The following is a 17755-nucleotide window of genomic DNA, read 5'->3' as shown; positions in this document are numbered from 1 at the left end:
ATGTTTCACGAAAACTGCACAGGATGACCACGGGGGTGGGCCGGTGACGGCCGTCAAGATCACAGTGGTGGTACCGACGTACAACTCGGGACCCCACATCGAGCCGCTCGTCGACTCGCTGCTCCGGCAGACCATGCCGCGCGACGCGTTCGAGGTCCTCTTCGTCGACGACGGCTCGACCGACGGGACCCCGGCGCGGCTCGCCGCCCTCGCGGCCGAACACCCCCACTTCCACACCGTCTCCCTTCCCAACTCGGGCTGGCCCGGCCGCCCCCGCAACATCGGCGTGGCGCGGGCGAACGGCGCGTACGTGCAGTTCGCCGACCACGACGACCGGCTGGCACCCGAGGCGCTGGAGCGGCTGTACGCGATGGCCGAGCGCAACGGCTCCGACATCCTCATCGGCAAGGTCGCGAGCAACTTCCGCGCCAGGGGCGTCCCGTACGCCCTGATGAGCCGTACGCGCGAGTCCTGCACCGTGTGGGACGCGCCGCTCATCGACAGCCTCACCCCGCACAAGATGTTCCGCACCGCGTTCCTGCGCGAACACGGCATCGCGCACCCCGAAGGGCCCTGGATCCTGGAGGACCAGCTCTTCATGGCCCGCGCCTACCTCAAGGCGTCCGTCGTCTCCGTCCTCGGCGACTACGTCTGCTACACGTACTGGGCCCGCGACGACGCCGAGAACGCCGGTACCGCGGCCATGGACCCGCGCGGCTTCTACCGCAACCTGCGCCAGATCCTCGCCACCGTCGTCGCGGGTACGGAGCCGGGCCCCGCCCGCGACCGGCTGCTGCGCCGCTTCTACCGGGTCGAGATGCTGCACCGGCTCGGGGTGGAACCCGAGGGCCTGCCGAACGACCCGCCGTTCCGGGACGACCCGTTCGACGCCGTACGGGAGCTGGCCGAGGAGTTCATGACCGACGGCGTGCACGACGGGCTGCCGGTCCTGCACCGCGTCCGCTCGACACTGCTGCGCGCCAACAGACCTGCGGAACTGGCGGAGTTCACCCGGCGCCAGAGCACGCTGCGGGCCCACTGCGCCGCCGGGCCCACCCGCTGGAACCGCGGCCGCCTCAAGGCCTCCTTCACCGCCCGCTTCGAGGAACACCCGGGCGGCCCGGGGCTGTTGCTGGCCCGGCGCGGCGAGCGGTACTTCCTCGCCCCGTCCCTGACCGACGAGGTCCTGGCGGAACCCGTCGACGTGACCGACGCGCTGGGGACGTTCAAGGCGGACGTGCTGCTGCGGCACACGGAGAGCGCCCACGTGTGGCCGGTGGAGCGCGAGACCTCACTCACCCTGGAGGAGCCACGGGAGACGCCCGGGGAGGACGGTACGGTCCTGGTCCGCCCCGTCGTCCACGGCACCTTCGCCGTGGACCCGCTGCGCGCCGCGGGCGGCCGTCCGCTGGACGACGGTGGGTGGGAGGTACGGGTACGGCTCAGCGGCGCCGGGTTCGACCGCTACGCGACCGCCCTCGACGCCGAGGGCCGGCCCCTGACCGTACGGCGTGCGGACCCGCCCCCGGCCGGCCTCAAGGTCAGCGTCGTCGTACGGACGGCGGGCGCCGCCGAGGACGCCGTACGCGCCACCCTCGGCTCCCTGACCGCCCAGACCCTCCCGCACGCCGAGTTCGAGGTGATCAGGGCCGAGGAGCGCGACACCGGGCTGGCCGGCGCGAGGGGCGCGTACGTCCTCTTCCTGGAGCCCGGCACCGAGCTGGGCACCGAGGCGCTGGAGCGGATGTACGCGTACGGCGTCGAGCACGACGCCGACATCGTCGCCGGAAAGCCCGCGGGCCGGGGCAGACCCGTCCCGCACGCGCTCTTCGCCCGGGACCGGCCCCGGGCCACCCTCGCCAAGGACCCGCTGGCCGACAGCCTCGGCGCGGACAAGCTCTTCGACCGGGCGTTCCTGGCCGCGCACGGGCTGCGCTTCGGGACGGCGGCTCCGGAGGCGGGCACCGGCGGCCGGGAGACCCTGGCCGAGCAGGCGTTCACCGCCGAGGCGACCCTCCTCGCGGGCCGCACCGCGGTCCTCGGCAGCTATGTCTGCTGCCGCTACGGCCCGGCCCCGGACGGCCCCGCCGTACCGCCCGGCGCGTTCTACCCGGCGCTGCGCGCGGTCATGGCCAGGGCCGACGCCCGCACCGGGCCGGGCGCGGCCCGCGACCGGCTGCACCGGCGCTGGCTGCGCCTGGAGCTGCTGGGCCCGCTGACCGGGACCGCGCTGCCGGCCCTCGACGACTCCGCCCGCGGCGCGCTGTTCGACGCGATCCGGGAGGTCGTCAGGGACGGCGTCTCCCCCACCGCCGTCGCGGGGCTGCCGGTCGAGCGCCGGGTCGCGGCCGGTCTGATCGCCGACGGCCTCCTCGCCGAGCTGGTGACGCTGGCGCACTGGGAGACCTCGATCGGCTGCCGTGCCCGCCTGGACCGGGTGACCCGCCAGGACGACGGGGTGCTCCGGATCACCTTCACGGCGCACCTGCGCGCGGCCGAGGGCCCGTTGGACGTCACGCTGCCGGACGCGGAGGCGCGGCGGTCGCTGGCCCCGGCGGGGCTCGCCCGGCCCCTGCGCGACCGGTTCGCCCGCGAACCGCTCACCAGGAGCGCGCACCCGGAGCGGGCGTCGGCCGTCCTCGTCCTGCGCGACCGCGAGACCGGCAAGGAACACCGGCTGCCCACCGAGTCCACCGTCGCCTACACCGGGGGCCGCGGGCTGAGCATCACGGGCACGGCGCCCCTCGCCGCGGCCGCCCTGCGCGACGGCGTCTGGGACGCCTCCGTACGCCTCACCGCGCTCGGCTGGACGAAGACGGCCCGGCTCGCCGCCCACCGGCCCTCCGACCTGCCCGAGGGCCTCCCGACGGACCTCACGGCGGACCTGCCGACGGCCGACGGGATCACCCCGTACCGGACCACACCCGGCCAGGAGCTGTCCTTCCGCGTGACCACCCCCCGGCCGGCCACCCCCAGGACCCGCATACTGCTGCACCGGGTGACCCACCGGCTACGCGGCGCGACGCACCGGTCCTAGGTCTCCGTGCGCATCGGGCCCTAACAGCCCGCGCACCCGCCGCCCGCGGCCCCGCCCAGCGTCCGCTTGTTGCGGGCCGCGCGGTTGCGGGCGGCCAGCAGCTCGTCGGCCGGGTAGCCGACCTCCTCCAGCGTCAGCCCGTGCGGCCGTACGACATGCACCGCCGAGTCCCGTACGCCCGCCGCCAGGACCTTCGCCGGCCACTCCACCGGCCGGTGACCGTCGCCCACGAAGAGCAGCGCGCCGACCAGCGAGCGCACCATGTTGTGGCAGAAGGCGTCGGCCCGCACCGTCGCGGTGACGACCCCGCTCGCGTCCCGCACCCACTCCAGCCGCTGGAGCGTACGGATCGTCGTCGCGCCCTCGCGCCGCTTGCAGTACGCGGCGAAGTCGTGCTCGCCGAGCAGCCCGGCCGACGCCGCGTTCATCGCCGCCACGTCCAGCGGCCAGTCGTGCCACAGCACATGGCCGCGCAGCAGCGGGTCGACGCCCCCGGGGTGGTCGGTGACGCGGTACGCGTACCGCCGCCAGACCGCCGAGAAGCGGGCGTTGAAGCCGGCCGGCGCCTCCGCGACCCGCCAGACCCGTACGTCGTGCGGGAGCCGCCCCGCGAGCCGCCGCAGCAGCCGCTCCTCGTGCTCCTCCCAGACGTCCAGCGGCAGATCCACATGGGCGACCTGCCCGCGCGCGTGCACGCCCGCGTCGGTGCGCCCGGCCACGGTCAGGTCGTATGTCCGCGAGGAGCGCGTCACCGTACGGAGCGCGTCCTCGATCTCGCCCTGGACGGTGCGCCGGGTGCGCTGCCTGGCCCAGCCGGAGAAGTCCTTGCCGTCGTACGACAGGTCCAGCCGTACCCGTACGTGACCGGCCGCCGGGCCCTCGGGGTTCTCGGGGTCCGCCACGCTCCGGGGGTTCTCGCTCACCTGCACCTCTGTCCGATCCTCTCCACCCGATACCACCGGTCCGCTCCAAACGGAACGGGCCCGCCCCCCTGGGGGAGCGGACCCGTCCGTACAGCCGACAGCGGGACTCAGGCGTCCTTGGCCTCTGCGTCGGCCTCGGCGGCGGCGGGCTTGGCGTCCTCGACGGTCTCGGCCGGAGCCTCGTCCTTCTTGAGGGCGTCTTCCTTGACCGCGCGCTTCGTCGCGGCCTCGGCCTCACCGGTGGCCTCCTGGGCCACGGTCAGCGCCTCGACCAGCTCGATGACCGCCATCGGGGCGTTGTCGCCACGACGGTTGCCGATCTTGGTGATGCGGGTGTAACCACCGGGGCGGTTCTCGTACCGCGGCGCGATCTCGGTGAAGAGCGTGTGGACGACGCTCTTGTCCGTGATCGACTGCAGCACCAGGCGACGGTTGTGGATGTCGCCCTTCTTCGCCTTGGTGATGAAGCGCTCCGCGACCGGACGCAGGCGGCGGGCCTTGGCCTCGGTCGTGGTGATGCGGCCGTGCTCGAAGAGCGACTTCGCGAGGTTCGCGAGGAGCAGCTTCTCGTGCGCGGCGCTGCCGCCCAGACGGGCACCCTTGGTGGGCTGCGGCATGGTGTTTCTCCTTGTGTCTGCACCGGCCGTATCAGGTACCGGTGTCAGTTCCCGCGAGGCGGTCGCCCCGCGGAAGCGAAAATCAGCACTGCTCGGTGATCAGCACCGCTCGGCTGAGCAGTACTGCTCGGTAATCAGTACTGCTCGGTCTCCACGAAACCCGCGTCCGCGTCGTCGTCGGCGCCGAAGGCGTCCGCGGCGGCGGTCGGGTCGAATCCGGGCGGGCTGTCCTTGAGCGCGAGGCCCATGCCGGCCAGCTTCGCCTTGACCTCGTCGATCGACTTGGCGCCGAAGTTGCGGATGTCGAGCAGGTCCGCCTCGGAGCGCGCCACGAGCTCACCCACGGAGTGGATGCCCTCACGCTTGAGGCAGTTGTACGACCGGACGGTGAGCTCCAGCTCCTCGATCGGCAGGGCGAGATCGGCGGCGAGCGCGGCGTCCGTCGGCGACGGGCCCATGTCGATGCCCTCGGCGTCGATGTTCAGCTCGCGCGCCAGGCCGAACAGCTCGACCAGCGTCTTACCGGCGGACGCCATGGCGTCGCGCGGCCGCATGGCCTGCTTGGTCTCGACGTCGACGATCAGCTTGTCGAAGTCGGTGCGCTGCTCGACACGGGTCGCCTCGACCTTGTACGTGACCTTGAGCACCGGCGAGTAGATCGAGTCGACCGGGATACGGCCGATCTCCTGGCCGACCTGCTTGTTCTGGACGGCGGAGACGTAGCCGCGACCGCGCTCGACGGTCAGCTCCATCTCCAGCTTGCCCTTGCCGTTCAGCGTGGCGAGGACGAGGTCCGGGTTGTGCACCTCGACACCGGCCGGCGGGGCGATGTCGGCGGCCGTGACCAGGCCGGGACCCTGCTTGCGCAGGTACATCACGACCGGCTCGTCGTGCTCCGAGGAGACGACGAGCTGCTTGATGTTGAGGATGAGGTCGGTGACGTCCTCCTTGACGCCCGGCACGGTGGTGAACTCGTGCAGGACCCCGTCGATCCGGATGCTGGTGACGGCGGCACCGGGGATCGAGGAGAGGAGCGTACGGCGGAGCGAGTTGCCGAGGGTGTAGCCGAAGCCCGGCTCCAGCGGCTCGATCACGAACCGGGAGCGGTATTCGTCGACGACCTCTTCGGTCAACGAGGGGCGCTGAGCAATCAGCATGGTGCGATCCTTCAGTTGGGGACGCCCGCTATTTGACGTCCATCAATACTGACAAGGGTACGGGCGGCACGACGCGAAAGCGCCGTACCGCCCAGTTCCCGTATCAACCACAGATGCGTGACGCACCTGAGGTCAGACGCGCCTCCGCTTGGGGGGGCGGCAGCCGTTGTGCGGGGTGGGGGTGACGTCCTGGATCGAGCCCACCTCCAGGCCGGTGGCCTGGAGCGAGCGGATCGCGGTCTCGCGGCCGGAGCCGGGACCCTTGACGAAGACGTCGACCTTGCGCATGCCGTGCTCCTGCGCGCGGCGGGCGGCCGACTCGGCGGCCATCTGCGCGGCGAAGGGGGTGGACTTGCGCGAGCCCTTGAAGCCGACGTGACCGGCGGAGGCCCAGGAGATCACGTTGCCCGAGGGGTCCGTGATCGAGACGATCGTGTTGTTGAACGTGCTCTTGATGTGGGCGTGCCCGTGAGCGACGTTCTTCTTTTCCTTGCGGCGCACCTTCTTGGCTGCACCCTGACGGCCCTTAGGAGGCATTCCTTAACTCCTGCGGTGGAGGTGGTCGGTCCTACAGCGAAGACCGCTGATGAGCGTCCGCTGAGGACTACTTCTTGCCCGGCTTCTTCTTACCGGCGATGGCGCGACGCGGCCCCTTGCGGGTACGAGCGTTCGTGCTGGTGCGCTGACCGTGCACCGGCAGGCCGCGGCGGTGACGCAGACCCTGGTAGCAGCCGATCTCGACCTTGCGGCGGATGTCGGCGGCGATCTCGCGACGGAGGTCACCCTCGGTCTTGAGGTTGGCGTCGACGTACTCGCGGATCTTGACGAGGTCTTCCTCGGCGAGGTCGCGGACGCGGACGTTCGGGTCGACGCCGACGGCGGCGAGGGTCTCCTTGGACCGGGTGCGCCCGATACCGAAGACGTAGGTGAGGGCGACCTCGACGCGCTTGTCGCGCGGGAGGTCAACGCCTGCGAGGCGTGCCATTCATGGCTCCTGATGGTGTCGGAGGTCTACCGCAGTGTCTGTCCCGGCCGCCGTACGGCGTCCGTACGGTCCGGGTCTCCGGCCTCCGCCGGAGGTGTCGGTCCCCTCACGGGGGAGCCGGACACTGCGTCATTACGTTTGCTCGCGTCGCGCGAAGTACTGCGAGGTGCGGGGTCTTGCGTCAGCCCTGGCGCTGCTTGTGGCGCAGGTTGTCGCAGATGACCATGACCCGGCCGTGACGGCGGATCACCTTGCACTTGTCGCAGATCTTCTTGACGCTCGGCTTGACCTTCATGGGATTGAGGTTCTCCGGGTCAGTGCACACGCCCCGGTGAGGGGACGTCCGCAAGATCTACTTGTATCGGTAGACGATCCGGCCACGCGTCAGGTCGTACGGAGACAGCTCCACCACGACCCGGTCATCCGGGAGGATACGGATGTAGTGCATCCGCATCTTTCCGCTGATGTGCGCGAGGACCTTGTGACCGTTCTGCAGCTCCACCTTGAACATGGCGTTCGGGAGGGACTCGATCACGGTGCCCTCGATCTCGATGGCACCTTGCTTCTTGGCCACGCTTCGCCCTTCGAATCGGCTACCTTGATCGATTCTGGCGATCGTATGAAGACACACGGGTACACCAGAGCCGACGCGTCAGTCTACGGGAGCGCACTCGAAAAGACGAATCCGTTCAGTTTGCCCACCGCGGAAGATTTTTAAGCAGGGTCGCTACGACGCCAGCGGATCCGGCGCCGCCGTGACGCCCAGTTCCGCGAGCTTCGCCCGGCCGCCGTCGGGGGCCGTGAGGACGAGGGGGCCCTCCTCCGTCAGCGCCACCGAGTGCTCCCAGTGCGAGGACCAGGTGCCGTCGGTCGTGATGACCGTCCACTCGTCCTCCAGCACCTGTGTACGGGGCGTGCCGAGCGACACCATCGGCTCGATCGCCAGGCAGAAGCCCGGGATCAGCTTGGGGCCCTTGCCGCGCTTGCGGGTGACGTAGTTCAGCAGGTGGGGGTCCATGTGCATCTCGGTGCCGATGCCGTGGCCGCCGTACTCCTCGATGATCCCGTACTTGCCGCCGCCGGGGCGCGGCTGGCGCCTGATGTACGTCTCGATCGCGCGGGACACGTCCACGAGCCGGTTGCCGTTCCGCATGGCCGCGATGCCCGCCCACATCGACTCCTCGGTCACCCTCGACAGCTCGATCAGCTCCGGAGCGTGACCGGTGCCCACGAAGACGGTGAAGGCGGCGTCGCCGTGCCAGCCGTCGATGATCGCGCCGGCGTCGATCGAGATGATGTCGCCGTCCTTGAGGACGGTCCGGTCGTCGGGGATGCCGTGGACGACGACCTCGTTGACCGAGGTGCAGATGGTCGCGGGGAACCCGCCGTACCCGAGGAAGTTCGGCTTCGCGCCGTGCTCGGCGAGCACCTTGCGGGCGACCTGGTCCAGATCCCGGGTGGTGGCGCCGGGCACGGCCGCCTCGCCGGTGGCCGCGTGCACCGCGGCGACGACCAGCCCCGCCTCGCGCATCTTCGCGATCTGCTCGGGGGTCTTGATCTCCACCATGCCTGTGCCTTCCGCCTTCGACTGTCCGGAGAACCGATACGCCGGGCGGTCCGCCCAGCGATCGACTGCTCAACACTACGGCCGTGGCGCCCCTTGGGACACCACGGCCGTACTACTGCTTCTCGTACTGAGATCGCTGAGGGATTCCTCAGCGATCCCTCAGCGATCCCTCAATCCCTCAGGCCTGCGAGGCCGGATCGCGCTCCAGCGCGGCCATCGCACGCTCGGTCACCTCGGTGACCTTGCCGAGCGCCGAGATCGTCACGACCAGGTCCTGCGCCCGGTAGTGGTCGATGATCGGCTCGGTCTGCGTGTGGTAGACCTCCAGCCGCGTCCGTACGGTCTCCTCGGAGTCGTCGTCCCGCTGGTACAGCTCGCCGCCGCAGACGTCACAGACGCCCTCCTGCTCCGGCGGGCTGTACGTCACGTGGAAGACGTGCGCGCTGTCGTTGCGGCAGATGCGCCGGCCGGCGATCCGCTTCACGACCTCGTCCTCGGGGACCTCCAGGTCCAGCACGGCGTCGAGCCGTACGCCGTCCGCCGTGAGCGCCTTGTCGAGCGACTTCGCCTGCGACACGTTGCGCGGGAAGCCGTCCAGCAGGAAGCCGTTCTCGGCGTCCGGCTGGGCCATGCGGTCCTGCGCCATCGCGATGGTGACCTCGTCGGGCACGAGATTCCCGGCGTCCATGTATGCCTTCGCCTGTTTGCCGAGGGCCGTGCCCTGGCTGATGTTGGCGCGGAAGAGGTCGCCCGTGGAGATGTGCGGGACCGACAGGTTCTTGGCGAGGTACGCGGCCTGCGTTCCCTTGCCGGCACCGGGCGGTCCGACGAGGACGATTCGCATCAGCGGAGGAACCCTTCGTAATTGCGCTGCTGAAGCTGGCTCTCGATCTGCTTGACGGTCTCCAGCCCCACACCCACGATGATCAGGATGCTCGTCCCGCCGAACGGGAAGTTCTGGTTGGCACCGCCGAAGCCCGCCAACGCCATCGTCGGTACGAGAGCGATCAGCCCCAGGTACAGCGAGCCCGGCCAAGTGATCCTGTTGAGCACGTAGCTCAGGTACTCGGCCGTGGGCCGGCCTGCCCGGATACCCGGGATGAACCCACCATACTTCTTCATGTTGTCCGCGACTTCTTCGGGGTTGAACGAGATCGCCACGTAGAAGAAGGCGAAGAAGACGATCAGCAGGAAGTACGTCGCGATGTAGTACGGGTGGTCGCCCTTGACGAAGTGGGCCTCGATCCAGGTCTTCCACGCGGAGTTCCCGCTGGAGAACTGCGCGACCAGAGCCGGGATGTAGAGCAGCGACGACGCGAAGATGACGGGGATGACACCCGCCTGGTTCACCTTCAGCGGGATGTACGTCGACGTACCGCCGTAGGACCTGCGGCCGATCATGCGCTTCGCGTACTGCACGGGGATCCGGCGCTGGGCCTGCTCGACGAAGACGACGAGGCCGACCATCACGAAGCCGATCAGGATGACCGTGCCGAACTCGATCCAGCCGTCCGCGAGCGTGCCGCTCTCCTTGATGGCCCACAGGGCGCCGGGGAAGCCGGCGGCGATCGAGATGAACATGAGGATGGACATGCCGTTGCCGATCCCGCGGTCGGTGATCAGCTCACCGAGCCACATGACGGCCGCGGTGCCCGCGGTCAGGGTGATCACCATGACGACCGTGGTGAAGATGGAGCGGTCCGGGATGATCTGTGTCGCGACCGGGCAGCCGCTGAACAGCGAGCCGCTGCGGGCCGCGGCGACGATGCCGGTGCCCTGAAGGACCGCCAGGGCGATCGTCAGATAACGGGTGTACTGGGTGATCTTCGCCTGGCCGGACTGCCCCTCCTTCTTGAGGGCCTCCAGCCGGGGGATGACCACGGTCAGGAGCTGCAGAATGATGCTCGCGGTGATGTACGGCATGATGCCGAGCGCGAAGATCGTGATCTGCAGCAGCGCCCCGCCGCTGAACATGTTCACCAAGCCGAACAGGCTGTTGTTGCCCTTCTGGGCCGCATCGACACAGATCTGGACATTCTCGTAACTGACACCGGGTGCGGGTACATGCGCCCCCATCCGGTACAGCACGATGATGCCGAGCGTGAAGAGCAGCTTCTTGCGCAGGTCGGGTGTCTTGAACGCCCGGGCGAACGCGGTGAGCACGGTGCCTCCTGCGACCCCCGCGCTACTGCGCCAGAGGTGACGGTCTGAGGTTTCGATGGATAGGTGTCTGCGAAGCCTGCCGGGCCGCCGGTACCGCAGTCAGCGGTGTCACCACCGCCGCCGGCGGCCATGAGGCATGCGACAGCGTCTGACACCTTACCGGGGACCACGCCTTACCAGAACATCCACTGCGCTCTGTGGTCATCCGCGTATCGCCGCCGGGGCTGGAAGACGCCCCCGTTCCGGCCGCGCCACGCGTTGCCGGGGCCCTGCGCCCCTCCGGGCGGCGGGACGGGTGTTTCGCGTGCTCGCCGGGCCCACGGGGCTCGTGGAGCCGCCGGGAGGGGTACGTACCCGGCCCCAGGCCTCGGAAAAAGGCCTGGGCCGTACCTCTGACGCGAGGTACGGCCCAGGCCCTGGAATCAGCCGAACTCAGACCAGCTCGGTGACCGTGCCGCCCGCGGCGGCGATCTTCTCCTTGGCGGAGCCGGAGACGGCGTCGACCGAAACCTGCAGCGCCACGGTGATCTCGCCCTGGCCCAGGACCTTGACGAGGCTGTTCTTGCGCACCGCGCCCTTGGTGACCAGGTCGGCCACCGTGACCTCGCCGCCCTCGGGGTAGAGAGCGGAGAGCTTGTCCAGGTTCACGACCTGGTACTCGGTGCGGAACGGGTTCTTGAAGCCCTTCAGCTTCGGGAGGCGCATGTGGAGGGGCATCTGCCCACCCTCGAAGCGCTCCGGAACCTGGTAGCGGGCCTTGGTGCCCTTGGTACCGCGACCAGCGGTCTTACCCTTGGACGCCTCACCACGACCCACACGGGTCTTGGCGGTCTTGGCGCCCGGGGCAGGACGGAGGTCGTGTGCCTTCAGCGGGTTGGTGTTGTCCGCCATGTCAGTCGACCTCCTCGACCGTGACGAGGTGCCGCACGGTGTTCGCCATGCCGCGGAACTCGGGACGGTCCTCCTTGACCACCACGTCGTTCAGGCGCTTCAGCCCGAGCGAACGCAGCGTGTCGCGGTGGTTCTGCTTGCTGCCGATGTACGACTTCGTCTGCGTGATCTTGAGACGGGCCATCACGCACCCGCTCCCGCACGCGCACGCAGCAGGGCGGCAGGGGCGACGTCCTCAAGGGGCAGACCGCGGCGGGCCGCGATCTCCTCGGGACGCTGCAGGCCCTGGAGGGCCGCCACCGTCGCGTGCACGATGTTGATCGCGTTGTCCGAGCCGAGCGACTTCGACAGGATGTCGTGCACGCCCGCGCACTCCAGCACGGCACGCACCGGGCCACCGGCGATAACGCCGGTACCGGGGGACGCCGGCTTGAGCAGGACGACGCCCGCGGCCTTCTCGCCCTGGATCGGGTGAGGGATGGTGCCCTGGATACGGGGGACCTTGAAGAAGTGCTTCTTGGCCTCCTCAACACCCTTGGCGATGGCGGCCGGCACCTCCTTGGCCTTGCCGTAACCGACACCCACGGTGCCGTCACCGTCGCCCACCACGACCAGCGCGGTGAAGCTGAAGCGACGACCGCCCTTCACAACCTTGGCGACACGGTTGATCGCGACGACACGCTCAACGTAAGCGGTCTTCTCGGCGGCAGCGCCACCGTCGCGACCCTTCCGGTCCCGCCGCTCGCCGCCACCGGCACCGCTTCCGCGGCGCTGGGGTCCAGCCATTGGATTTACCTCTCTCTGTTACGTCCGTTAGTCCCGGAACCGGGGCCTAGAACTTCAGCCCGGCTTCGCGGGCGGCGTCAGCCAGAGCGGCAATGCGCCCGGCGTACCTGTTGCCACCACGGTCGAACACGACAGCCTCGACACCCGCGGCCTTGGCGCGCTCGGCGACCAGGGCGCCGACCTTCTGCGCCTGGGCGCTCTTGTCGCCCTCGCCACCGCGGATCGAGGTGTCCAGGGTCGACGCGGACGCGAGCGTGTGGCCCGCGATGTCGTCGATGACCTGGGCCACGATGTTGCGGTTGGAGCGCGTCACGACGAGGCGCGGACGCTCCGGCGTGCCGGAGACGTGCTTGCGCACGCGGATGTGGCGGCGCTTGATGGCGGCGCGCTTGTACGCGTCACCCTTGGCGATCTTCACACCGTATGCCATGGCTTACTTACCCGCCTTTCCGACCTTGCGGCGGATGACCTCGCCCGCGTACTTGACGCCCTTGGCCTTGTACGGGTCGGGCTTCCGCAGCTTGCGGATGTTAGCGGCGACCTCGCCGACCTTCTGCTTGTCGATGCCCTCGACGCTGAACTTCGTGGGCGTCTCGACCTTGAAGGTGATGCCCTCGGGGGCCTCGATGAGGATCGGGTGGCTGTAGCCCAGGGCGAACTCCAGGTTGGAGCCCTTCGCCTGGACGCGGTAACCGACACCGCTGATTTCGAGCGCCTTGATGTATCCCTGGGTCACACCGGTGATCATGTTCGCCACCAGCGTGCGGGACAGGCCGTGGAGGGCCTTGTTCTGACGCTCGTCGTTGGGGCGCAGCACCGAGAGGGTGCCGTCCTCGCCCTTGGTGACCTCGATCGGCGCGGCGACGGTGTGCGAGAGGGAACCCTTGGGGCCCTTCACCGCGACCGTGCGGCCATCGATGGTGACGTCCACACCGGCGGGAACCTGGATGGGGAGCTTGCCGATTCGCGACATGAGCTTTTCCTCCGTTCCCGACTACCAGACGTAGGCGAGGACTTCCCCACCTACGCCCTTCTTGCCTGCCTGCTGGCCGGTCAGGAGACCGTGGGACGTGGAGATGATCGCCACGCCCAGGCCACCGAGGACCTTCGGCAGGTTGGTGGACTTCGCGTACACGCGCAGACCCGGCTTGGAGATGCGCTTGATGCCGGCGATCGAACGCTCGCGGTTCGGGCCGAACTTCAGCTCCAGGACGAGGTTCTTGCCGACCTCGGCGTCCTCGACCTTCCAGCCGGTGATGAAGCCCTCCTGCTGGAGGATCTCCGCGATGTGCGACTTGATCTTGCTGTGCGGCATCACGACGTCGTCGTGGTATGCCGAGTTCGCGTTGCGCAGACGCGTGAGCATGTCTGCGATGGGATCAGTCATGGTCATGAATTGGCCTTCGGCCTCTCTCGCCGGGGTTTCCTGTATGCGCCATCCCTCTCCCCGGTCAGAGCCGGGACGGGTGCGGTGCGGGGACCTACGGCGTAGTAAGTCAGTCATGGACGGCGGGCGCCCAACCCCACAAGCCTACGGCATGTGAAGGAGGGCTCCCGCCAACCAAATTGCTTACCGAGAGTTCGGGCAGTGCTCCGGAACGGAGGACTACCAGGAACTCTTGGTCACGCCCGGCAGCTCGCCACGGTGGGCCATCTCACGAAGGCACACGCGGCACAGGCCGAACTTGCGGTAGACGGAGTGGGGCCGGCCGCAGCGCTGGCAGCGGGTGTAGCCACGTACGCCGAACTTCGGCTTGCGGGCGGCCTTAGCGATCAGAGCCTTCTTCGCCACGGTCAGTTCTCCTTGAACGGGAAGCCGAGGTGACGAAGGAGGGCACGACCCTCGTCGTCGTTGGTCGCCGTGGTCACCACGGTGATGTCCATGCCCCGGACCCGGTCGATCTTGTCCTGGTCGATCTCGTGGAACATGACCTGCTCCGTGAGACCGAAGGTGTAGTTGCCACGGCCGTCGAACTGCTTGGGCGACAGGCCGCGGAAGTCACGGATACGCGGCAGCGCGAGCGACAGCGTACGGTCCAGGAACTCCCACATGCGGTCACCGCGGAGGGTGACGTGGCAGCCGATCGGCTGCCCCTCGCGCAGCTTGAACTGCGCGATCGACTTGCGGGCCTTGGTGACGGACGGCTTCTGGCCGGTGATCGTGGTGAGGTCCTTGATGGCACCCTCGATCAGCTTGGAGTCGCGGGCGGCGTCGCCCACACCCATGTTGACCACGATCTTGACGAGGCCGGGGATCTGCATGACGTTCTCGTACGAGAACTCCTCACGCAGCTTGCCGGCGATCTCCTCGCGGTAGCGCAGCTTCAGACGCGGCGCGGTAGTGGTCGCAGTCATCAGATGTCCTCACCGGTCCGCTTGGCAACGCGGATCTTGTTGCCCTCGTCGTCAAAGCGGTAGCCGACGCGGGTAACGACCTTCTTGCCGTCCTTCTCCACGACGAGCTGAACGTTGCTCACGTGGATGGGGGCCTCGGTGGTCACGATGCCACCGGTCTGCGAACCGCGAGCCGTCTGGCCGGCCTTGGTGTGCTTCTTGACCCGGTTGACACCCTCGACGAGAACACGGTCCTGCGTGGGGTAGGCCACGATGACCTTGCCCTGCTTGCCCTTGTCCTTGCCGGTGATGACCTGAACCAGGTCGCCCTTCTTGATCTTCATGCTTACAGCACCTCCGGCGCGAGCGAGATGATCTTCATGAACTTCTTCTCGCGCAGCTCACGGCCCACCGGGCCGAAGATACGGGTGCCACGAGGGTCGCCGTCGTTCTTCAGAATGACGGCGGCGTTCTCGTCGAAGCGGATGTACGAGCCGTCCTGACGACGACGCTCCTTGACGGTGCGAACGATGACCGCCTTGACGACGTCACCCTTCTTCACGTTGCCACCGGGGATCGCGTCCTTGACGGTGGCGACGATGACGTCACCGATGCCCGCGTAGCGGCGACCCGAGCCACCGAGAACACGGATGGTGAGAATTTCCTTCGCACCCGTGTTGTCGGCGACGCGCAGTCGCGACTCCTGCTGGATCACGTCTATCTCCTGATCGTCTGCCGGTTCCCGGCGGGGAAGCGCTAGTGACTAGCGCTTCCCCGCCGAGCCTGGCGGAACTGTTCCGAGGGGAAACCCCCTCGGAGGGGGACCTACTGGGTGTTACTTGGCCTTCTCAAGGATCTCGACGATGCGCCACCGCTTCGTGGCGGACAGCGGCCGGGTCTCCATCAGGAGAACGCGGTCGCCGATGCCGGCGGCGTTCTGCTCGTCGTGGGCCTTGAGCTTGTTCGTACGGCGGATGACCTTGCCGTACAGGGCGTGCTTGACGCGGTCCTCGACGGCGACGACGACGGTCTTGTCCATCTTGTCGCTGACGACCAGGCCCTCGCGGGTCTTGCGGAAGCCGCGGTCGGTCGTGGCGTTGGTCTCGGTCACGTTGTTCTCAGTCATCAGGCGCTCTCCACCGTCTCGATGCCCAGCTCGCGCTCACGCATCAGGGTGTAGATCCGCGCGATGTCCTTGCGCACGAGCTTCAGCCGCCCGTGGTTTTCGAGCTGGCCGGTCGCCGCCTGGAAGCGGAGGTTGAACAGCTCTTCCTTGGCCTCGCGGAGCTTGTCGACAAGCTCCTCGTTGCCCAGCTCGCGCAGTTCGGACGCCTTGGTCACGGCCGCCATCACGCCTCACCTGCCTCGCGCCGAACGATCCGGCACTTCATCGGAAGCTTGTGAGCAGCGCGGGTAAGCGCCTCACGCGCAATCTTCTCGTTCGGGTAGGACAGCTCGAACATCACCCGACCGGGCTTGACGTTGGCGATCCACCACTCGGGGGAACCCTTACCGGAACCCATGCGGGTCTCGGCGGGCTTCTTCGTGAGCGGACGGTCCGGGTAGATGTTGATCCAGACCTTGCCGCCACGCTTGATGTGACGCGTCATGGCGATACGAGCGGACTCGATCTGCCGGTTCGTCACGTACGCGGGGGTCAGCGCCTGGATGCCGTACTCGCCGAACGCAACCTGCGTGCCACCCTTGGACATACCGCTGCGCTTCGGGTGGTGCTGCTTGCGGTGCTTGACCCTACGGGGGATCAGCATTTCGGTCAGGCCTCCGTTCCGCCGTTAGAAGAGGTCGTCGCCTCGGCGGCAGGAGCGGCGGTGGCGTCGGCCTTGGGGGCCTCGGCAGCCGGGCTCTGCTGCGGCTTGCGGCCACGTCCGCCACGCTCGCCACCGCGGCCACCGCGGCCGGCGGGACGGTCGTTGCCGCCACCGCGGGCGGGACGGTTGCCGGCGCGCGCCGCGGCGTTCTCGGCGCGGACCTCGGCGATGTTCTTGACGTCGCCCTTGTAGATCCAGACCTTCACACCGATACGGCCGAAGGTCGTCTTGGCCTCGAAGAAGCCGTAGTCCACGTTGGCGCGGAGCGTGTGCAGGGGCACGCGGCCCTCGCGGTAGAACTCCGAGCGGGACATCTCGGCGCCGCCGAGACGGCCACCGCACTGGATCTTGATGCCCTTGGCGCCGGCCTTCATCGTCGACTGCATGCTCTTACGCATGGCGCGACGGAAGGAGACACGCGAGGAGAGCTGCTCGGCCACGGCCTGGGCCACGAGCTGAGCGTCCACCTCGGGGTTCTTGACCTCAAGGATGTTCAGCTGGACCTGCTTGCCGGTCAGCTTCTCCAGCTCGCCGCGGATACGGTCGGCCTCGGCGCCGCGGCGGCCGATGACGATGCCCGGACGCGCGGTGTGGATGTCGACACGGACGCGGTCGCGGGTGCGCTCGATCTCCACCTTGGAGATGCCGGCCCGCTCCATGCCCTTCGTCATCATGCGACGAATGGCGACGTCTTCCTTGACGTAGTCCTTGTACAGCTTGTCGGCATACCAGCGGGACTTGAAGTCCGTGGTGATACCGAGCCGGAACCCATGCGGGTTAACCTTCTGGCCCATTACCGGGTTCCTTCCTTGCTGCTGACGACCACGGTGATGTGGCTGGTCCGCTTACGGATCCGGTAGGCACGGCCCTGGGCGCGCGGCCGGAACCGCTTCAGGGTCGGACCCTCGTCCACGTACGCCTCGCTGATGACCAGCGAATTGGCGTCGGTGTGGTCGTAGTTGTGCGCGGCGTTGGCAATGGCGCTGTCCAGCACCTTGCCGACCGGCACGCTCGCGGCCTGCGGGGCGAAGCGCAGGACCGCCTGAGCCTCCGTGGCATCCATGCCACGGATGAGGTCCACCACGCGGCGGGCCTTCATGGGCGTGACGCGGATGTACCGCGCCTGGGCCCTGGCTTCCATGGTTGTCCCTTCGGTGTAAGTCATAGTCAGTCACCCCGCGTTAGCGGCGCTTCGACTTCCGGTCGTCCTTGACGTGGCCGCGGAAGGTGCGAGTCGGCGAGAACTCGCCGAGCTTGTGGCCGACCATCGACTCGGTGACGAACACCGGGACGTGGATCTTGCCGTTGTGCACCGCGATCGTGTGGCCCAGCATGGCCGGGACGATCATCGAGCGACGGGACCAGGTCTTGATGACGTTCTTGGTGCCTGCCTCGTTCTGTACGTCCACCTTCTTGATGAGGTGTCCGTCGACGAAGGGCCCCTTCTTGAGACTGCGCGGCATCTA

At 68.5% G+C, this 17755-nt stretch carries 27 protein-coding genes; 1 reads left to right on the top strand and 26 read right to left on the bottom strand.

The annotated features are described in order from the left end of the window. Positions 1-43 precede the first annotated feature (43 nt). Entirely contained in the window at positions 44-3037 is a 2994-nt protein-coding gene (locus tag ACFTZC_RS11990) for a glycosyltransferase (RefSeq protein WP_382888673.1), read from the top strand. Positions 3038-3057: 20 nt separating this feature from the next. On the opposite strand, the gene truA is transcribed toward ACFTZC_RS11990, so the two are convergent. From truA to rpsS, 26 genes are all read right to left on the bottom strand, one after another. Continuing rightward, complete coding sequence (gene truA / locus ACFTZC_RS11985) at positions 3058-3960, bottom strand: tRNA pseudouridine(38-40) synthase TruA (protein ID WP_382888672.1); 903 nt, start codon at positions 3958-3960, stop codon at positions 3058-3060. Positions 3961-4067: 107 nt separating this feature from the next. Continuing rightward, positions 4068-4577: a 50S ribosomal protein L17 gene (rplQ, locus tag ACFTZC_RS11980; RefSeq protein ID WP_382888671.1), complete on the bottom strand. Its 510-nt coding sequence runs from the start codon at positions 4575-4577 to the stop codon at positions 4068-4070. A gap of 134 nt (positions 4578-4711) precedes the next feature. Beyond that, positions 4712-5734, bottom strand: coding sequence for a DNA-directed RNA polymerase subunit alpha (locus ACFTZC_RS11975; RefSeq protein WP_003956430.1), 1023 nt, complete (start codon positions 5732-5734; stop codon positions 4712-4714). Positions 5735-5866: 132 nt separating this feature from the next. After that, positions 5867-6271, bottom strand: a complete 405-nt coding sequence (rpsK, locus tag ACFTZC_RS11970; RefSeq protein WP_003956432.1) for a 30S ribosomal protein S11 — start codon at positions 6269-6271, stop codon at positions 5867-5869. A gap of 67 nt (positions 6272-6338) precedes the next feature. After that, positions 6339-6719, bottom strand: coding sequence for a 30S ribosomal protein S13 (gene rpsM / locus ACFTZC_RS11965; RefSeq protein WP_382888670.1), 381 nt, complete (start codon positions 6717-6719; stop codon positions 6339-6341). Positions 6720-6900: 181 nt separating this feature from the next. Continuing rightward, entirely contained in the window at positions 6901-7014 is a 114-nt protein-coding gene (gene rpmJ, locus ACFTZC_RS11960) for a 50S ribosomal protein L36 (RefSeq protein ID WP_003956441.1), read from the bottom strand. 57 nt (positions 7015-7071) lie between these two features. Continuing rightward, positions 7072-7293, bottom strand: coding sequence for a translation initiation factor IF-1 (infA, locus tag ACFTZC_RS11955; protein WP_003956442.1), 222 nt, complete (start codon positions 7291-7293; stop codon positions 7072-7074). Between the two features lie 153 nt (positions 7294-7446). Then, positions 7447-8286, bottom strand: a complete 840-nt coding sequence (gene map, locus ACFTZC_RS11950) for a type I methionyl aminopeptidase (protein WP_382888669.1) — start codon at positions 8284-8286, stop codon at positions 7447-7449. A gap of 178 nt (positions 8287-8464) precedes the next feature. After that, positions 8465-9130, bottom strand: coding sequence for an adenylate kinase (locus ACFTZC_RS11945; protein WP_382888668.1), 666 nt, complete (start codon positions 9128-9130; stop codon positions 8465-8467). Beyond that, positions 9130-10449, bottom strand: coding sequence for a preprotein translocase subunit SecY (gene secY, locus ACFTZC_RS11940; protein WP_382888667.1), 1320 nt, complete (start codon positions 10447-10449; stop codon positions 9130-9132). Before secY ends, ACFTZC_RS11945 begins: the two co-directional genes overlap by 1 nt. 432 nt (positions 10450-10881) lie before the next feature. Beyond that, a complete protein-coding gene (rplO, locus tag ACFTZC_RS11935; protein WP_382888666.1) occupies positions 10882-11340 on the bottom strand; it encodes a 50S ribosomal protein L15 in 459 nt (152 codons plus the stop codon). A 1-nt stretch (position 11341) separates the two neighbouring features. Continuing rightward, positions 11342-11524 (bottom strand): 50S ribosomal protein L30, encoded by a 183-nt coding sequence (rpmD, locus tag ACFTZC_RS11930; protein WP_041985698.1) that lies wholly within the window; start codon positions 11522-11524, stop codon positions 11342-11344. Further along, positions 11524-12126, bottom strand: coding sequence for a 30S ribosomal protein S5 (gene rpsE / locus ACFTZC_RS11925; protein ID WP_030351447.1), 603 nt, complete (start codon positions 12124-12126; stop codon positions 11524-11526). Before rpsE ends, rpmD begins: the two co-directional genes overlap by 1 nt. Positions 12127-12172: 46 nt before the next feature. Further along, positions 12173-12556, bottom strand: coding sequence for a 50S ribosomal protein L18 (rplR, locus tag ACFTZC_RS11920; RefSeq protein ID WP_114659653.1), 384 nt, complete (start codon positions 12554-12556; stop codon positions 12173-12175). A 3-nt stretch (positions 12557-12559) separates the two neighbouring features. Continuing rightward, a complete protein-coding gene (gene rplF, locus ACFTZC_RS11915; RefSeq protein ID WP_382888665.1) occupies positions 12560-13099 on the bottom strand; it encodes a 50S ribosomal protein L6 in 540 nt (179 codons plus the stop codon). Between the two features lie 21 nt (positions 13100-13120). Continuing rightward, entirely contained in the window at positions 13121-13519 is a 399-nt protein-coding gene (gene rpsH / locus ACFTZC_RS11910; protein ID WP_319680019.1) for a 30S ribosomal protein S8, read from the bottom strand. A gap of 213 nt (positions 13520-13732) precedes the next feature. After that, positions 13733-13918 carry a type Z 30S ribosomal protein S14 gene (locus ACFTZC_RS11905; RefSeq protein ID WP_003948630.1) on the bottom strand — a complete coding sequence of 62 codons (186 nt, stop codon included), beginning with the start codon at positions 13916-13918 and terminating at the stop codon, positions 13733-13735. Between the two features lie 2 nt (positions 13919-13920). Next, a complete protein-coding gene (gene rplE / locus ACFTZC_RS11900; RefSeq protein ID WP_030351443.1) occupies positions 13921-14481 on the bottom strand; it encodes a 50S ribosomal protein L5 in 561 nt (186 codons plus the stop codon). Beyond that, complete coding sequence (gene rplX / locus ACFTZC_RS11895) at positions 14481-14804, bottom strand: 50S ribosomal protein L24 (RefSeq protein ID WP_249948330.1); 324 nt, start codon at positions 14802-14804, stop codon at positions 14481-14483. The genes rplE and rplX overlap by 1 nt, the downstream gene beginning before the upstream one ends. Before the next feature lie 2 nt (positions 14805-14806). Beyond that, a complete protein-coding gene (gene rplN, locus ACFTZC_RS11890) occupies positions 14807-15175 on the bottom strand; it encodes a 50S ribosomal protein L14 (RefSeq protein ID WP_003966950.1) in 369 nt (122 codons plus the stop codon). A gap of 120 nt (positions 15176-15295) precedes the next feature. After that, positions 15296-15586: a 30S ribosomal protein S17 gene (gene rpsQ, locus ACFTZC_RS11885; RefSeq protein WP_365807061.1), complete on the bottom strand. Its 291-nt coding sequence runs from the start codon at positions 15584-15586 to the stop codon at positions 15296-15298. Continuing rightward, on the bottom strand, positions 15586-15810 hold the full coding sequence (rpmC, locus tag ACFTZC_RS11880; RefSeq protein ID WP_031230018.1) for a 50S ribosomal protein L29: 225 nt from the start codon (positions 15808-15810) through the stop codon (positions 15586-15588). The genes rpsQ and rpmC overlap by 1 nt, the downstream gene beginning before the upstream one ends. Further along, the gene (gene rplP / locus ACFTZC_RS11875) at positions 15810-16229 is read right to left on the bottom strand and encodes a 50S ribosomal protein L16 (RefSeq protein ID WP_073220207.1); all 420 of its coding nucleotides are present in this window, start codon (positions 16227-16229) and stop codon (positions 15810-15812) included. Before rplP ends, rpmC begins: the two co-directional genes overlap by 1 nt. A gap of 5 nt (positions 16230-16234) precedes the next feature. Further along, the gene (rpsC, locus tag ACFTZC_RS11870) at positions 16235-17083 is read right to left on the bottom strand and encodes a 30S ribosomal protein S3 (RefSeq protein WP_365807057.1); all 849 of its coding nucleotides are present in this window, start codon (positions 17081-17083) and stop codon (positions 16235-16237) included. Next, positions 17083-17430, bottom strand: coding sequence for a 50S ribosomal protein L22 (gene rplV, locus ACFTZC_RS11865; protein WP_026249422.1), 348 nt, complete (start codon positions 17428-17430; stop codon positions 17083-17085). The genes rpsC and rplV overlap by 1 nt, the downstream gene beginning before the upstream one ends. A gap of 40 nt (positions 17431-17470) precedes the next feature. Further along, a complete protein-coding gene (gene rpsS, locus ACFTZC_RS11860; RefSeq protein ID WP_003966956.1) occupies positions 17471-17752 on the bottom strand; it encodes a 30S ribosomal protein S19 in 282 nt (93 codons plus the stop codon). Positions 17753-17755: the final 3 nt, after the last annotated feature.

The sequence above is a fragment of the Streptomyces sp. NPDC056987 genome (genome assembly GCF_042673865.1).
GTDB lineage: Bacteria > Actinomycetota > Actinomycetes > Streptomycetales > Streptomycetaceae > Streptomyces.
This window is presented reverse-complemented; position numbering and strand designations above follow the sequence as displayed.

What these genes read in the sequence shown, in the direction of transcription:
- rplF (WP_382888665.1), bottom strand. Translation starts at nt 13,099, where the DNA reads ATGTCGCGAATCGGCAAGCTCCCCATCCAGGTTCCCGCCGGTGTGGAC.
- rplQ (WP_382888671.1), bottom strand. Translation starts at nt 4,577, where the DNA reads ATGCCGCAGCCCACCAAGGGTGCCCGTCTGGGCGGCAGCGCCGCGCAC.
- ACFTZC_RS11945 (WP_382888668.1), bottom strand. Translation starts at nt 9,130, where the DNA reads ATGCGAATCGTCCTCGTCGGACCGCCCGGTGCCGGCAAGGGAACGCAG.
- rpmJ (WP_003956441.1), bottom strand. Translation starts at nt 7,014, where the DNA reads ATGAAGGTCAAGCCGAGCGTCAAGAAGATCTGCGACAAGTGCAAGGTG.
- rpsK (WP_003956432.1), bottom strand. Translation starts at nt 6,271, where the DNA reads ATGCCTCCTAAGGGCCGTCAGGGTGCAGCCAAGAAGGTGCGCCGCAAG.
- rpmC (WP_031230018.1), bottom strand. Translation starts at nt 15,810, where the DNA reads ATGGCGGCCGTGACCAAGGCGTCCGAACTGCGCGAGCTGGGCAACGAG.
- rplR (WP_114659653.1), bottom strand. Translation starts at nt 12,556, where the DNA reads ATGGCATACGGTGTGAAGATCGCCAAGGGTGACGCGTACAAGCGCGCC.
- rplX (WP_249948330.1), bottom strand. Translation starts at nt 14,804, where the DNA reads ATGAAGATCAAGAAGGGCGACCTGGTTCAGGTCATCACCGGCAAGGAC.
- rpsM (WP_382888670.1), bottom strand. Translation starts at nt 6,719, where the DNA reads ATGGCACGCCTCGCAGGCGTTGACCTCCCGCGCGACAAGCGCGTCGAG.
- rpsQ (WP_365807061.1), bottom strand. Translation starts at nt 15,586, where the DNA reads ATGACTGAGAACAACGTGACCGAGACCAACGCCACGACCGACCGCGGC.
- rpsS (WP_003966956.1), bottom strand. Translation starts at nt 17,752, where the DNA reads ATGCCGCGCAGTCTCAAGAAGGGGCCCTTCGTCGACGGACACCTCATC.
- rplP (WP_073220207.1), bottom strand. Translation starts at nt 16,229, where the DNA reads ATGCTGATCCCCCGTAGGGTCAAGCACCGCAAGCAGCACCACCCGAAG.
- rplO (WP_382888666.1), bottom strand. Translation starts at nt 11,340, where the DNA reads ATGGCGGACAACACCAACCCGCTGAAGGCACACGACCTCCGTCCTGCC.
- map (WP_382888669.1), bottom strand. Translation starts at nt 8,286, where the DNA reads ATGGTGGAGATCAAGACCCCCGAGCAGATCGCGAAGATGCGCGAGGCG.
- rplE (WP_030351443.1), bottom strand. Translation starts at nt 14,481, where the DNA reads ATGACTGCGACCACTACCGCGCCGCGTCTGAAGCTGCGCTACCGCGAG.
- ACFTZC_RS11975 (WP_003956430.1), bottom strand. Translation starts at nt 5,734, where the DNA reads ATGCTGATTGCTCAGCGCCCCTCGTTGACCGAAGAGGTCGTCGACGAA.
- rplV (WP_026249422.1), bottom strand. Translation starts at nt 17,430, where the DNA reads ATGGAAGCCAGGGCCCAGGCGCGGTACATCCGCGTCACGCCCATGAAG.
- rpmD (WP_041985698.1), bottom strand. Translation starts at nt 11,524, where the DNA reads ATGGCCCGTCTCAAGATCACGCAGACGAAGTCGTACATCGGCAGCAAG.
- rpsE (WP_030351447.1), bottom strand. Translation starts at nt 12,126, where the DNA reads ATGGCTGGACCCCAGCGCCGCGGAAGCGGTGCCGGTGGCGGCGAGCGG.
- rpsH (WP_319680019.1), bottom strand. Translation starts at nt 13,519, where the DNA reads ATGACCATGACTGATCCCATCGCAGACATGCTCACGCGTCTGCGCAAC.
- rpsC (WP_365807057.1), bottom strand. Translation starts at nt 17,083, where the DNA reads ATGGGCCAGAAGGTTAACCCGCATGGGTTCCGGCTCGGTATCACCACG.